The organism is Streptomyces sp. NPDC058985 (genome assembly GCF_042740985.1).
Classification (GTDB): domain Bacteria; phylum Actinomycetota; class Actinomycetes; order Streptomycetales; family Streptomycetaceae; genus Streptomyces.
This window is the reverse complement of the sequence record NZ_JBHYJX010000001.1, coordinates 306848-321204: the sequence shown is the minus strand read 5'-3', so window position 1 is coordinate 321204 and position 14357 is coordinate 306848. Positions and strand designations below refer to the sequence as shown.

The following is a 14357-nucleotide window of genomic DNA, read 5'->3' as shown; positions in this document are numbered from 1 at the left end:
GTACACCAGCGATGCGTTGCGTTCAGAACGCACGTATGAACTTAGCGCACGTGTTGTCGGGGGTTAGGTGGCCGGCGTCTTGAGGCTCCGCACGAGTGCGGTGAAGGATGCGAACGGGACGGTCAGGGTGCCGTGGGCGGGGTTCTTCGAGTCGCGTATCGCCACGCGGCGGCTGCGTAGTGGGGCGATCTCCACGCAGGTGTTGCCGTCGCCGCCCTCGGAGTACGAGGACTTCCGCCAGTTGATGGGTCCGGTCATGTGCTGTGCCTCACAGTTCCTTCGCCAGCTTGTGGATGAAGTCCCGAGTTCGGGTGGGGTCGAGCGCTGCTTCGCCCACTTTACGAAAGAGAGTTCGGAAGCGCTCCAGTTGGGATTGGGCGTCCAGGAAGGCCGTGCCGCTGGGGGAGTCGCGCAGGACGGTGTCCAGGAGGGGGAGTGGACCGCCCACGTGCATCATGGCGGCGCTGGCGCCTGCGAAGTGGTCGGTGTCGAACGGAACCACGCGCACGGTGATGTGGTCCTTCTCCGACTCGTCCAGGACCCTTCGGAGCTGGGCGCGGGACACCGCGCGGTCGCCCACGCGGATGCGCAGTGCGGCCTCGTGGACGATGGTCTCGTATGGAACGGGCGGGTGGCGGTCGATCACCGCACGGCGTCCCATGCGGTGTTCCACCCGGGGCGTCAGTTCGCTGTCGGGCAGCTCCGGAACCATGTAGCCGAAGACGGCGCGGGCGTAATCCGGGGTCTGAAGGAGGCCGGGTACGTGCGTGATCACGACCTCGTGCAGGAAGGTCGCGTGGTGTTCCAGCTCGGCGACGTCCAGGAAGACCGGGGGTAGGACACCTCGGAAGTCGTCCCACCAGCCGGTGGAGCGGCCCGTGGCCATCGTCACCAAAGCCTCGACGAGGGCGTCCTCCGCGCAGGCGTAGTGAGCCGCCAGCCGGCGCACGCGCTCCTCGCTCGCACCGGCGAACCCGGCCTCGACTTGGCTCATTTGCGCTGAGGTTGAGCTGAGCAGCCCCGCCACCTCGCGAGCCTTGAGGCCGGCCGCCTCCCGCAGCCTGCGCAGCTCGGTGCCAAGACGTACCTGGCGCGCCGTCGGTCGGTTCCTTGGCGCCACGTGCCCCTCCGGACCTCAACTTGCCCATCGCTGTACCGCTTACGGGGTCAGATTAGGGCAATGGCTTGCATGGGGAAAAATTTTTGCTCTACCTTCAGTGATGCGACGCACACGCTGTGCTGTCCACGGCTGGAAGTGCACCGCACCGTCCTGGTGGTGACGGCTGCGGCGGTGCCACCGGTCACCGTCCCTCGTGTAGAGCGGAGTTCAGCCATGCCCACAACCGATCCCGTCGACCCGGCCACCCCCTGGGAGTACACCCTGTACATCCCGAACGACCTACGTGCCGTCACCGTCTGCCGCCGCACCCTTCGTCTGATCCTCACCATGCACGGCCTCATCCGCCTCGTGGACACCGCCGAACTGCTCGCCACCGAGCTGGTCTCCAACGCCGTACGGCACACCACGGGCCCCGCCGCGCTGCGTGTGCGATGGGTGGCCGGCGTGCTGCGGATCGGGGCGTGGGACGCCGACCCGGGACCGCCCGAGCCGCCGACGGCCTTCGAGGCGCTCGCGGACGCGGAGGAAGGGCGCGGGCTCGCGCTCGTGCGGGCGTGCGACGACCTGTGGGGGTGGCAGCCGCTGGCCAGGGACGGAAACCGGGGCAAGTACGTGTGGTGTGACCTCGTCGCGGCGTAGCGCGTTGATCGCGTAGTACAGGAAGGAGGGCCGATGGTCAGCTCGTCGCACGAGGCGTTGCACTGGGTCTTCCAGAAGGATCCGGCACTGCTCACGCGGGCGTTCCAGAACGTCCTGCGTGTTCCGTTCCCCGAACCGCGTGACTTCGCGGTGCTGAACACCGACGTCACGGAGATCGAGCCCGTCGAACGGCGGGTGGACACACTGATGCGAGTGGAGACGGATGACGGGGCGTACCTGCTCGTCATCGAGGCGCAGGGGAAGAAGGACGAGGAGAAGCGGAGCAGTTGGCCGTACTACCTCTCGTATCTGTACGCGAAGTACCGCTGTGAACCCGTGCTCGTCGTGATCACGCAGAGCAGCGCGACCGCGCGCTGGGCGGCGCAGCCCATCCGGCGCGGGCTGCCCGGCTGGGACTCGCTGACGGTGCGGCCGTTGGTGATCGGTCCGGACAACGTGCCGGTGATCGCGAGTGAGCGGGATGCCGAGAGGGACGTTCCGCTTGCCGTGCTGTCGGCCATGACGCACGGGCGGGGCCCACGGGCCGCCGCCATACTGGAACCGTTGGCTTTCGCCCTGCGGACCGTCGACGGCGAGAGCGCGGCGGTGTTCGGACAGCTCATCGAATCGTGCCTGGGCGATCCCCGGGCCAAGGACCTCTGGAGGGACCTGATGTCGGAGATCCGCTACTTCTTCAACAACCCGGTGGCCGAGAAGGTCCGTGAGGAAGGCCGGGTGGAGGGTCGTGAGGAAGGGCGGGCCGAGGACCGTTCCGAGATCACGCTGGAGATTCTGGAGTGGCGGGGCATCCCCGTGTCCGGCGCCGTGCGGGAGCGTGTGCTCGCCTGCACGGACCTGAATCAGCTCAAGGTCTGGTCCCAGCGGGCCGTCCACGTCACTCGCGCGGAGGAGCTGTTCAGCGAAGGGCGGGCCTGATGCCCAGCTCGACCCGCTATGACCTCGACCAGCTCGAAGTCTGGGCGCGGCGTGCGCTGACGGTCGAGCGGGCCGAGGACGTCTTCAGCGGTTGATGGACTGGATCTCCTGGACGTCCATGTCCTGGGTGGTCTCGAAGGTGCCGTCCGGCAGGTCGCCCGCCGCACCGCCGGTGCCCTGCCAGGAGATGTCCCAGGTGATCGACGCCTTGAGCGGGTACGGCTCGCCGTCCGAGGCGCGGAGGTAGCGGATGCCGCAGGGCGGGGTCTCGTCGGCCTTGCCCTTCGCGTACGGCGTACCGATGGAGCCGTCGGCGTTGATCTCGCAGTCGCCGGAGGCGGGGAAGGTCTCGGCGTCCTCCGTGCCGGGCTCCAGGTGGAGGGCGACGGGCCTGGCGGTCGTCTCCGCCCACAGGCCGGTGTTCGGCAGCTCGGCGCGGACCTTGACGTCCTTGAAGGTGCCCTTGTCCAGCCAGACCCAGGTGGGGAGGTTGACCGTGGACTTCGTCTGGGGCTTCAGCTCGACCTCGGTCTTGGGCACGTCGATCTGGTCGTAGGCGTAGGCGGCGAGCGTCTCGGGAGTGGGCGCGTGCTCGTCGTCCGGGATGGTACCGGCGTCCTGCCAGAACATGACACGGCCGCAGTCCCACGCCTTGGTGTCGTGTTCGTGGCCCTTGCGGACCACACTGCGCCAGAACATCCCGTCCTTGCCGGTGTTGTAGTCCTTGTAGCCCTTGGCCATGGTGTTCTTGGACGAGTTGACGTCGAAGTTGTCCTGCTCCTCGCCCTCTTCGTAGTGGTCCACGAAGATTCCCGAGGTCCAGAACTCGTGGGCGTTCACCGCGCCCAGGCCGCCGTTCTTCTTCAGGTTCGCGACGGCCGACTTCAGCTGTTCCGGGGTGAACACCGGTTCGTACCAGCAGACCGGCGGTTCCCAGTCGGGGTCGACCGAGGTCAGGTCCTCCATGGAGCCGCTGCCGGTTCGGCCGTCGGGATAGGTGACCTGGATACGGGACTGGGAGACGGAGGCCAGCAGAGTACTGCCCTGGCGGTCACCCCCAGGGCTCTCGTCGGCCGGAGGGGTCGTGGTGTTGCCGGGCGTTCCGTTGGCATGTGCTGCGGGGGACAGGCCTCCGACCATGGCGATCGCCAGTGCTGCGGACGACCAGTGCAGTACGCGGCGGGGGGTCGTCATCCCTTGCACTCCCCAACTCGTCCCTGGACCTCGATCTGTCGTACCTGCCACACGGCAGCCGACGCCTCGGACGGGCTCATCAGCAGACTGAACTTCTGATAGCTGTCCAGGTTCTCCTCGGTGTAGTTGACCTTCCCGGTCTTGACCTTCTTGCTGTAGAACTTCGCCTGATTACGGCAGAAGGTGACGAGGGTCGATTCGCCCTGCCCCACGGACTCGAAAGCGGCGTTGAAGTAACGGTCCTCGCCGGTGACCGTCCAGCCGTCCTTCACCCATGCCTCGATCTGCGACTTGGCGTATTTCTCGGCGCCGCCGGTCGAGTAGAACTGATAGGCGGGGTCGTTCGAGTCCTGCTGCGCGATGCCGTGGTCCAGGGCCCGGATGTAGTTCGCCGCGTCCTCAAGCGCCGCTGCCTCCCCCGCGTCCGACGGCTCCTCGAAGTCGAAGACCAGCTTCAGGTCCTCGGGCAGGCTCACATCCGGCCGCTTCACATCCGCCCCGGCCGACGCCGACGCCGAAGCCGAAGGACTTCCGCCCCCCGCCCCCTTGATGTCCTCCGGCGACGACCCCTCGCCCCCGCCGCACGCGGTCAGGAGCAGGGCTGCCGTCGTGGTGAAGGCGGCGGCGGTGGTCATGGTGACGGCTCTGCGGGCCACGGTGTTCCCCCTGGGTAAGGCGTTGCGACAGGGAACGAAGCTATCAGTGGGCGGTGCAGGGGGCCTGACCGGTTTCGGGGGATTGTGTGGGGGGCGTGAAGGGCTGGGTGGTGGAAGGTGACAGAAAGGGTGATAGGGGGCGGAAGTTGACTCTTCCGTTTCCCTCGCACCTTCGACGCTGTCGGTGGCAGTCCATAAGATCTCTGTAGGCTCAGCACACCCCTCATACCAAACGCCCCAGCGGGCTTCGCCGCCCACGACCACGACCCAGGACTCCGCCCATGCCGCGACGCCGCACCTCAAGCTCCTCCAGCAGCTCGACGGCTCCCTCGGCTGCCCCGGCGACGCCGAGGAACCGCACGCCTCAGCCCGTGCGCGTGCGGCGGCGGTCGTTCGGGGACTTCGTCAAGGCGTTCCTCGCCTTCGTCGTGCTCCTCGCGCTGGTGGTCGGGGTGCCGCTCGCGCTGGCCGTGGCGGTCGGCTGGCCGCTGCCCAACGGGGCGCCCGGCCTCGACTGGCTCCAGCGCGAGATCACCGTGCAGACCTTCCTGAGCATCCTCACCGTCATCGTCTGGCTCGCCTGGGCCCAGTTCACCGCCTGTGTGCTGGTCGAGGTCAAGGCCGCGCTCTCCGGTGTAGGGGTGCCGGGGCGGGTGCCGGGATCCGGGCCCAGTCAGCTGCTGGCCCGGCAGCTCGTCGCCGCCCTGCTGCTCGTCGGCGCCACCGCGGCGAGCCTCACACCGGGGCTGTCGCAGCTCGGCCAGAGCCTGGAGGGCAACCAGAAGCCGTCCGTCGCCGCCGCCCAGCAGACGCCGGGACTCTTCGCCCAGCAGCAGGAGCAGGCCGCCTCCACCGCGAACGCCCTCGCCGAGCAGGCCGGACAGGCGGGCCAGGCCGCGGCCCGTGCCGACGGCGGGGCGTCGGCCGCGAGCGGCGACACGAAGTACTACCGGATCCAGCCGCCCGAGGGGCGTCACCACGACTCCCTCTGGGAGGTCGCCGACCGGCACCTCGGCGACGGACGCCGGTACAAGGAGATCTTCGAGCTCAACAAGGACCGCGTGCAGCCCGACGGGTCCAAGCTGTCCGAGGCGTCCCTCATCCGGCCGGGCTGGATCATGGAGATGCCCGGCGACGCCCGCGGCGGCGAGCTGGTCGAGATGCCCGACGAGGCGCCGAACGTCTCCGAGCAGGTGCAGCAGCAAATCAGCGACTACGCACAGACGGGTGGCGACCACGCCCAGGGAGGCGGCGGAGCCCAGGGGGGAGGGGACGCCCACGTCTCCCTTCCCGAGCAGCGGCCCGCGCCCACCCCCGCGACGCCCGTCACCCCGGCGACCCCCGCACCCGGCCCCGCCACCGGCGGGCAGCACGCCACCCCGGCCGCCGAGGAGTCCGGGCGCTCCTTCGGGCTCCCCGAGGCCCTGCTCGCCGCCCCGCTGCTCGCCGCCGGTCTGCTCGGCGCCCTCGGCCGCCGGCGCCGGCAGGCGCTGTGGCACTCGGCGCTCGGAGCGGTCGGCGGACGGCGCGGCATGGAGCCGCCCACCCCGACCGGCGACGCCCAGGACGCGCAGGACGCGCTGCTGGTCGGCGCCGACCCCGACGGCGTACGCCTGCTGGACCGTTCGCTGCGCGGGCTTGCCGCCTCGCTCGCCGCCGAGTCGCGTGCCCTGCCCGTCGTCTACGCGGCCTGGATGGGCGGCAACGGCGACCTCCACCTGCAACTGGCCCAGCCGGCCGGGAAGCCGCCGACGCCCTGGCAGGTCGGGCAGGACCAGACCTTCTGGATGCTGGCCCGCGCCGACGCCGAGCGGTACGAGGACGCCGAGACGGCGGCCCCGTACCCGGGCCTCGTCAGCCTCGGCACCATGGACGACTCCCGGCTGCTGCTCAACCTGGAGGCCGTGCCCGGCCTCGTCTCGCTGAGCGGCGCCGAGGCCGACCGGGCCGCCGTGTTCGCGTCGGTCGCCGCCGAACTGGCCACCAACGGATGGTCGGACCGTATGACCATCACGCTGGTCGGGTTCGGGGACGACCTCACCCCGCTCGCACCCAACCGGATACGTCACCTCGACGGCTTCGAGGACCTCTTCGAGACCATGTCCGCCGAGACCCGGCAGCGGCGCGGCGCGCTCGGCGCCGCCGGGCACGACTCCGTACTCACCGGCCGTACCGGGCCCGCCCAGCACACGCGTTGGGCACCCCACCTCGTCCTGCTCGCCGCGCAGCCGTCCGACGAGGACGCCCTGCGGCTCGCCGAACTCGCCGCCGACGCAGGCCGCCTCGGCATCGGCTACCTCGTCGGCACCGAGGGCACCGACCTGCCCGGCGCCGCCTGGGAGATGGAGATCACCGGGGACGGGAAGCTGCTCGCCCCGCTCCTCGGGCTCGAGCTGGAGGCGCAGTTGCTGCCGGCCGCGCAGCAGCGGGCCGTGGTCGAGCTGTTCACCGACGCCGACCCCGAGCGCGGGCCCGGTGGACCGGCCAACACGCCGCCGTTCCTCGTCGACATCAGCGAGCAGGGGCGGCCCGCGGTGTACGCGCGCCTCGTCGGGTCGTACGAGATCATCGGCCTGGACGCCCCCGACGGCGACCGCAGCGCCCAGCTCCACGAGGCGCTGGCGCTGCTCCTGCTGCACCGCGAGGGCGTCCACCCGCGCGTGCTGGCCTCCGCGCTCTGGCCGCGCGGCGTGACGGAGGACGTGCGCGACGCGCTCCTGGAGCGCCTGCGGGCCTGGCTGGGCACCGACCCCGACGGCACGCCCAGGCTCGGCACCGACGCCACCGGGCGGCTCACCCTCGCCAAGTCCGTCGTCTCCGACCTCGACGTCCTGCGCTCCCTCTACTACGAGGCCACGCAGGGCCGCGGTGTCGACAGCCGCCAGGTGCGCGGCCGGCTGCTCACCGACGCGCTGGTGCTGGTGCGCGGGCCGCTGCTCGCCGACCGTCCCGAGGGCCGTTACCGCTGGCTGACCCACGAGATCATCGACGCCCAGCTGCCGCTGCTGGTCGCGGACACCGGGCTCGCGCTCTCCGAGTTCCACCTGGAGCGCGGCCGCGCGGAGAAGGCCATCGAGGCGCTGAACGCCGCGCTGCGCACCGCCCCGGCCGACGAGCGCCTGTGGCACGAGTTGCTTCGCGCCACGCACGCCACCGAGGACGCCGACCGCCTGCGCGCCCTCGCCGCCGACCTCATCGGCCGCAGCGGGGCGCGCGGTCTGCCGCCGCGCACCGAGGCGCTGCTCGACGAACTGCTGCCGACCTGGCGCGACGGCGTCGCGGCAGCGGGCTGATCCGGGCGACCGGCGTGGTCGGGATGGACATCGGCATGGACCTCGGCCTCCTGGCCGTCCTCGTCGCCGCGCTCTGGGGCGCGGCGACCGGCGCGCTGCTGCCCCGGGCCGCCTACCGCTTCTCCGCTCCGTCGGGGGAGGCGTGGCGCGAGCGGTGTCCCCAGGGGCATCCGGTGCGCGGCTGGCTGGGACGGGCCCGGTGCGGGCAGTGCGCGGGCGAGGAGACGCCCTTCGGCTCTCGGGAGGCCGGCGAGGTGGTCGACGGCTCTCGGGAGGCCGGCGAGGTGGTCGACGGCTCCCGGGAGGCCAGCGAGGTGGTCGACGGCTCCCGGGAGGCCGGCGAGCCTTCCTACGGCCCCCGCGCCGCGTCCCTCGCCCTCGTCACCGCGCTCGTCTGCGCCGTCCTCGCCGCCGCCACCGGCACCCGGCCCGAGCTGGCCGTCTGGCTGCTGCTCGCGCCCGTGGGCGTCCTGCTCGCCGCCGTCGACCTGAAGGTACGGCGGCTGCCCGACCCCCTCACCCTGCCGCTGGCCGGCGCCGCCGTCGCCCTCCTGGGCCTCACCGCGCTCGTGCCCGAGCACGCGGGGGAGTGGACGACCGCTCTGCTGGGTGCCCTCGCCCTCGGCGCCGGCTACCTCGTCCTGTTCCTCATCAACCCGGCCGGCATGGGCTTCGGCGACGTGAAGCTGGCCCTCACCGCGGGTGCCGTCCTCGGCTGGTACGGCTGGCCCACGCTGATGCTGGGCACCTTCGCCGGGTTCCTGCTCGGCGCGTTCTACGGCGGCGCCCTCCTCGTCGCACGCCGCGCGGGCCGCAAGACGGCCATCCCGTTCGGCCCGTTCCTGATCGCGGGCGCGTTCCTCGGCGTACTGGCCGGGGCCTACGCGGCCTGAGCGCGGGCGCCCGAACTCCCTAGCGTACGCTGGTCGCGTCCGTCCACAACCCTTACGAACCTTGCGAAAGGGACGCCGGTGACCGAGAAGGCCGACCTTCAGCCCATCCTCGACCGCGCCGCCGCCGGTGGGCGGATCACCCCCGAAGAGGCGCTCGACCTCTACCGCGACGCCCCGCTGCACGCGCTGGGCGCCGCCGCCGACGCCGTACGCAGGCGCAGGTACGCGGGTACGGAGCACATCGCGACGTACATCATCGAGCGCAACATCAACTACACGAACGTGTGCGTCACGGCGTGCAAGTTCTGCGCCTTCTACGCGGCCCCCAAGGACACCAAGAAGGGCTGGAGCCGCGACCTCGACGACATCCTGCGCCGCTGCGCGGAGACCGTCGAGCTGGGCGGCACGCAGATCATGTTCCAGGGCGGCCACCACCCGGACTACGGCGTGGAGTACTACGAGAAGCACTTCGCGGCCATCAAGGCGGAGTTCCCGCAGCTCGTCATCCACAGCCTGGGGGCGAGCGAGGTCGAGCACATGGCGCGGATCTCGAAGGTCTCCGTGGAGGAGGCGATCCAGCGCATCCACACCGCCGGGCTGGACTCCTTCGCCGGCGCCGGTGCCGAACTGCTCCCCGAGCGCCCCCGCAAGGCCATCGCGCCGCTCAAGGAGTCCGGCGAGCGCTGGCTCGAGATCATGGAGATCGCGCACGGCCTCGGCGTGGAGTCGACGTCCACGATGCTGATGGGCACCGGCGAGACCAACGCCGAGCGCATCGAGCACCTGCGCATGATCCGGGACGTCCAGGACCGCACCGGCGGCTTCCGCGCCTTCATCCCGTACACCTACCAGCCCGAGAACAACCACTTGAAGGGCCGCACCCAGGCCACGCTCTTCGAGTACCTGCGGATGATCGCCATCGCCCGCCTCTTCATGGACAACGTCGCCCACATCCAGGGCTCCTGGCTGACCACCGGCAAGGAGGTCGGCCAGCTCTCCCTGCACTACGGCGCCGACGACCTCGGGTCGATCATGCTGGAGGAGAACGTGGTGTCGTCGGCCGGCGCCAAGCACCGCTCCAACCGGCTGGAGATCATCGACCTGATCCGCAAGGCCGGACGCGTCCCGGCGCAGCGCGCCACGACCTACGAGCACCTGGTCGTGCACGACGACCCGGCCGACGACCCCGTCGACGAGCGCGTGGTCTCCCACATCTCGTCCACGGCCATCGAGGGCGGCACCGCCCACCCCGAACTGAAGCTGCTCGCGCCCAACTGAGGTCACCGTGCCCACGACGATCCACGTCGCCGAGGCCTCGCCCGAGGTGGCCGTCCTGGTCGACGGCGCGCAGCTCGCCGCCGTCGGCCCGTACGAGGAGCTGGCCGCCGCCCACCCGGGCGCGCGGCTGCGGCGGTGGCCCGGCATCCTGACGCCCGGCCTGCTCAACCCGTACGGTCCGGAACTGCTGGAGCAGGCGTACCACCCCGACCCGCGCGAGGCGGACCGGCTCGGCACCGAGCCGCTGTTCGGCGAGCACGCGCGGGCCCTCCTCGACAGCTCCCCGTCCGCGCGGGGAGCCAGTGCACGCCGTGGCGTGCAGCGCATGCTGGCGCACGGCACGGTCGCGGTCGCCGGTGAACTGCGCGGGCGCGCGGCCCTGGACGCGGTGCGCAGGCCGGGACTCGCCTTGGCGGGGCGCCCGGGCACGCTGCCCGGGCCCGCCGCCTTCTCCCCGGTGCCCCTCGTGCTGCTGCCGGGCCTCGGCGCCGGGAAGCCCGCGCGGTTCGCGGTGTTCGACGTGCCCGACCGGGCCGCGCTCGTGCGGGAGGGCGCCTCGACGTGCGTGGCGACCGTCGTGGGCGGCCGTCTGGTGTACCGGCGCGCGTAGCCGGCCGGGGCCGCCTGCGACAATGGCCCGGTGACCCGAGCCAGCCTGAACAAGCAGCCGCACGAAGTCGCCTCGATGTTCGACCACGTCGCGCGACGGTACGACCTGACGAACGCCGTGCTGTCGCTCGGCCAGGACCGGGCGTGGCGCAAGGAGGTCGCCGACGCCGTCGACGCCCGCCCCGCGCAGAAGGTCCTGGACCTCGCGGCCGGTACGGCGACCTCGTCGCTGCCCTTCGCCCGCACCGGCGCGTACGTCGTCCCCTGCGACTTCTCCCTCGGCATGCTGCAGGTGGGCAAGGAGCGGCACGCGTGGCTGCCGTTCACCGCGGGCGACGCGACGCGGCTGCCGTTCGCCGACGACGTCTTCGACGCCGTCACCATCTCCTTCGGGCTGCGCAACGTGCAGGACACGGACGCGGCGCTGCGCGAGATGTACCGGGTGACGCGGCCCGGCGGCCGGGTCGTCATCTGCGAGTTCTCGCACCCGACCTGGACGCCGTTCCGGACCGTCTACACCGAGTACCTGATGCGCGCCCTGCCGCCGGTGGCCCGCGCGGTGTCGTCCAACCCGGACGCGTACGTCTACCTCGCCGAGTCGATCCGCGCCTGGCCCGACCAGCCGGCGCTCGCCCGGCGGCTGGGCGAGGCGGGCTGGTCGAAGGTGGCGTGGCGGAACCTGACGGGTGGCGTGGTGGCGCTGCACCGGGGCTTCAAGGCGAGCTGAGGGCCGCGCAGCAGGGCCGCCCGGGGCCGGGCGGTGTTCCGCCCGGTTCGCCCGGCGCACCGTCGGGCTCGGCCAGCTCCCGCCGGAGCCCGCCCGGCGGCGGCCGCGGCACCCGCGGCTCGCGGATGCCCCCGCCGCCCTCGCCCTCCCCGAAGTCGAACCACACGTACACCGTCGACTCCCGCGGCACCCGCGCCCCGGGCTGCGGAAACTGGCGTACGACGTGGTCGACGACGGCGAGGCGCACATCGGGCCGGTCCGACGCGTACAGGGACAGGCCCCGCGCGCGTGCCGTCTCCCGCGCGTCCACGGCCATCAGGCCGACCAGGCGCGGTACGTGGACATCGGGTTTCTCGGGTACCAGGCGCACGGACGTCACCCCCAGCGGTACCCGGCAGCGTAGCTCCGCCGCGCACCGCCCGGAAGCACCAAGTGGCTTTCTGTGACAGTCGATTACACTGCGTCACGCTCCGAGGGTCTGTGGAGGGGAAGGCGGTAGCAGTGGCCCTGCCTCTCGGAGCCGGGGATCGTGAAGACCTCGGCGAGCCGCATCCCCAGCCGTTCCGTGACCGCGATGGACCGGGCGTTGCGCGCGTTGACCATCGCGACCACCTCCGCCACGCCCGCCCCGCGCACCCGCTCCAGCGTCTGCCGGGCCGCTTCCGTGACGTACCCCTTGCCCCAGTGCGCCCGCCCGAGCCGCCAGCCGATCTCGATCTCGCCCTTGGGACCCCAGTCGCCCGGCCACGGCTGGGCGCCGGTGAAGCCGATGACCCGCCCGGACTCGTCCACCATGGTCCACAGGCAGAAGCCGTGCTCGGCGTCGTGCCGGCGCTGGCGCGCGGTCAGCTCCTCGTAGACGGACAGTTCCGCCGCCCGGCCGCCGTGGAACTCCATGACGTCCGGGTCGGCGAAGATCCGGTGCCAGGCGACGGCGTCCTCGTCGGTGGGGACGCGCAACCGTACAACGGGCACAGCTCGGTTCACTGGGCAGCCCTTCAGCCGGGTGATCGGTGACGCTGAATAGACTGCCCATGTCCAGTGCCCGTCGGCACGCAGATTTCGAACTCTGGGGAGATCCCGCCGTGACCGAGCCCCTCTCCGAAAACACCGCCGATGTGATCGTCGTGGGCGCGGGGCCAGCCGGCTCCACGACCGCGTACCACCTGGCCAAGGCTGGGCTCGACGTCCTCCTGCTGGAGAAGACCGCCTTCCCCCGGGAGAAGGTCTGCGGCGACGGGCTGACCCCGCGCGCGGTCAAGCAGCTCGTCGCCATGGGCATCGACATCTCCGAGGAGGCCGGCTGGCTGCGCAACAAGGGCCTGCGCATCATCGGCGGCGGCTCCCGCCTCCAGCTGGACTGGCCGGATCTGGCCTCCTTCCCGGACTACGGACTCGTCCGCAAGCGCGACGACTTCGACGAGCAGCTCGCCCGGCAGGCCCAGAAGGCCGGTGCCCGGCTGTACGAGCGCTGCAACGTCGGCGCCCCCGTGGTCGACGACCGCACCGGCCGCATCACCGGCGTCCACGCCAAGCTGGGCGAGGACAAGCGCGAGGTCACCTTCCACGCGCCGCTGGTCGTGGCCGCCGACGGCAACTCGACGCGGCTGTCGCTGGCGATGGGCCTGCACCGCCGCGAGGACCGCCCGATGGGCGTCGCCGTCCGCACGTACTTCACCTCGCCCCGCCACGACGACGACTACCTGGAGTCCTGGCTGGAGCTGTGGGACCGCCGCGGCCCCCAGGACCGCCTGCTGCCCGGCTACGGCTGGATCTTCGGCATGGGCGACGGCACCTCCAACGTCGGCCTGGGCGTGCTGAACACCTCCGCCTCCTTCAAGGACCTCGACTGGCGCGAGATCCTCAAGGCCTGGTGCGCGTCCATGCCCGAGGACTGGGGCTACACCCCGGACAACATGACCGGCCCGATCCGCGGCGCCGCCCTGCCCATGGCCTTCAACCGCCAGCCCCACTACACCAAGGGCCTGCTCCTGGTCGGCGACGCCGGCGGCCTGGTGAACCCCTTCAACGGCGAGGGCATCGCCTACGCCATGGAGTCCGCCCAGATCGCCGCCGACGTCATCGTCCAGGCGCACGCGCGGGCCACGCCGGCCCAGCGGGAGATCGCCCTCCAGCGCTACCCGCGCGTCCTGAAGGACACCTACGGCGGCTATTACACGCTCGGCCGCGCCTTCGTGAAGCTCATCGGCAACCCGAAGGTCATGCAGATCGCGGCCCAGCGCGGCCTCACCCACCCCGTCCTGATGAAGTTCACCCTCAAGATGCTCGCCAACCTGACGGACCCGACGGGCGGCGACGCGATGGACCGCATCATCAACGGACTGAGCAAGGTCGCGCCCAAGGCGTGATCAGCCCTCGGGCCCCTCGTCGAGGGCGCGGGCGTTGACGTCCCGGCGCGCGAAGACCTCCGCGCGCCGGTCCGCCGACTGCCGCAGCGCGGCCTTCCGCTCCCGCGCGGAGAGCCGGTCCAGGTACACCTGCCCGTTCACGTGGTCGGTCTCGTGGGCGAGGCAGCGCGCGAAGTAGCCGGTGCCCTCGACGAGCAGCGGTTCCCCGTCCTTGTCCAGGCCCCGCACGACGGCCCGGTCGGGCCGCGGTACGGCCATGACGGCGCCCGGCACCGACAGGCATCCCTCGCCCTCGTCCAGCAGCCGCCGGGCGGCCGGGTCCAGGGGCTCGAGGACCGGGTTCACGATGTGTCCGACATGTCGGTCACCGTCGTCGTCCGGGCAGTCGTAGACGAACAACCGCAGCGCGACCCCGACCTGATTGGCCGCCAGCCCCGCCCCTTCGGCGACGTACATCGTGCGGAACATGTCGTCGATGAGCGCGGCCAGGTCGGGGCCGAACTCGGTGACGTCCCGGCAGGGCTTGTGCAGCACCTCCTCACCGACCTCGGTCACCCGCCGCACCGACCCGCGCCGGGCCTCGGGCGCGAGCGGCGGATACGCGGCGGCGGGCCGCCCCTGTACGAACACACTCGGCATGACG

At 71.6% G+C, this 14357-nt stretch carries 15 protein-coding genes; 8 read left to right on the top strand and 7 right to left on the bottom strand.

Features of this window, described 5'->3' with window-relative positions; genetic code table 11:
• Nucleotides 1–63: 63 nt before the first annotated feature.
• A complete protein-coding gene (locus ACFW01_RS01515) occupies nt 64–258 on the bottom strand; it encodes a DUF397 domain-containing protein (protein ID WP_234958049.1) in 195 nt (64 codons plus the stop codon).
• Nucleotides 259–268: 10 nt separating this feature from the next.
• A complete protein-coding gene (locus tag ACFW01_RS01510; RefSeq protein WP_384502076.1) occupies nt 269–1120 on the bottom strand; it encodes a helix-turn-helix domain-containing protein in 852 nt (283 codons plus the stop codon).
• A 213-nt stretch (nt 1121–1333) separates the two neighbouring features.
• On the opposite strand from ACFW01_RS01510, the gene ACFW01_RS01505 reads away from it, so the two are divergent.
• Complete coding sequence (locus ACFW01_RS01505; RefSeq protein ID WP_384502074.1) at nt 1334–1759, top strand: ATP-binding protein; 426 nt, start codon at nt 1334–1336, stop codon at nt 1757–1759.
• Between the two features lie 33 nt (nt 1760–1792).
• Nucleotides 1793–2695, top strand: a complete 903-nt coding sequence (locus ACFW01_RS01500) for a hypothetical protein (protein ID WP_384502072.1) — start codon at nt 1793–1795, stop codon at nt 2693–2695.
• 84 nt (nt 2696–2779) lie between these two features.
• On the opposite strand, the gene ACFW01_RS01495 is transcribed toward ACFW01_RS01500, so the two are convergent.
• Together ACFW01_RS01495 and ACFW01_RS01490 are read right to left on the bottom strand one after the other, a co-directional pair.
• Entirely contained in the window at nt 2780–3889 is a 1110-nt protein-coding gene (locus ACFW01_RS01495) for a hypothetical protein (RefSeq protein WP_384502070.1), read from the bottom strand.
• Nucleotides 3886–4545: a hypothetical protein gene (locus tag ACFW01_RS01490; RefSeq protein ID WP_384502068.1), complete on the bottom strand. Its 660-nt coding sequence runs from the start codon at nt 4543–4545 to the stop codon at nt 3886–3888. Before ACFW01_RS01490 ends, ACFW01_RS01495 begins: the two co-directional genes overlap by 4 nt.
• A 281-nt stretch (nt 4546–4826) precedes the next feature.
• Here ACFW01_RS01490 and ACFW01_RS01485 point away from each other — a divergent pair, with 281 nt between their 5' ends.
• The 5 genes from ACFW01_RS01485 (at nt 4827) to ACFW01_RS01465 (ending at nt 11345) form a co-directional block, all read left to right on the top strand.
• Nucleotides 4827–7838, top strand: coding sequence for a BTAD domain-containing putative transcriptional regulator (locus ACFW01_RS01485; protein WP_234958043.1), 3012 nt, complete (start codon nt 4827–4829; stop codon nt 7836–7838).
• Nucleotides 7839–7873: 35 nt separating this feature from the next.
• The gene (locus tag ACFW01_RS01480) at nt 7874–8731 is read left to right on the top strand and encodes a prepilin peptidase (RefSeq protein WP_384502066.1); all 858 of its coding nucleotides are present in this window, start codon (nt 7874–7876) and stop codon (nt 8729–8731) included.
• A gap of 78 nt (nt 8732–8809) precedes the next feature.
• A complete protein-coding gene (gene mqnC / locus ACFW01_RS01475) occupies nt 8810–10009 on the top strand; it encodes a cyclic dehypoxanthinyl futalosine synthase (RefSeq protein WP_161329215.1) in 1200 nt (399 codons plus the stop codon).
• 7 nt (nt 10010–10016) lie between these two features.
• Nucleotides 10017–10619 carry a hypothetical protein gene (locus ACFW01_RS01470; RefSeq protein WP_234958042.1) on the top strand — a complete coding sequence of 201 codons (603 nt, stop codon included), beginning with the start codon at nt 10017–10019 and terminating at the stop codon, nt 10617–10619.
• A gap of 30 nt (nt 10620–10649) precedes the next feature.
• A complete protein-coding gene (locus ACFW01_RS01465) occupies nt 10650–11345 on the top strand; it encodes a demethylmenaquinone methyltransferase (protein ID WP_234958041.1) in 696 nt (231 codons plus the stop codon).
• Here ACFW01_RS01465 and ACFW01_RS01460 read toward each other — a convergent pair.
• The gene (locus ACFW01_RS01460; protein WP_384502063.1) at nt 11332–11715 is read right to left on the bottom strand and encodes a PASTA domain-containing protein; all 384 of its coding nucleotides are present in this window, start codon (nt 11713–11715) and stop codon (nt 11332–11334) included. The genes ACFW01_RS01465 and ACFW01_RS01460 overlap by 14 nt on opposite strands.
• Nucleotides 11716–11798: 83 nt before the next feature.
• Nucleotides 11799–12332, bottom strand: a complete 534-nt coding sequence (locus ACFW01_RS01455; protein ID WP_234958039.1) for a GNAT family N-acetyltransferase — start codon at nt 12330–12332, stop codon at nt 11799–11801.
• A 47-nt stretch (nt 12333–12379) separates the two neighbouring features.
• Between ACFW01_RS01455 and ACFW01_RS01450 the strand changes: the two genes are divergently transcribed.
• The gene (locus ACFW01_RS01450) at nt 12380–13714 is read left to right on the top strand and encodes a geranylgeranyl reductase family protein (RefSeq protein ID WP_234958038.1); all 1335 of its coding nucleotides are present in this window, start codon (nt 12380–12382) and stop codon (nt 13712–13714) included.
• Here the strand turns inward: ACFW01_RS01450 and def are convergent, their stop codons facing one another.
• Nucleotides 13715–14353, bottom strand: a complete 639-nt coding sequence (gene def / locus ACFW01_RS01445; protein WP_384502060.1) for a peptide deformylase — start codon at nt 14351–14353, stop codon at nt 13715–13717.
• Nucleotides 14354–14357: the final 4 nt, after the last annotated feature.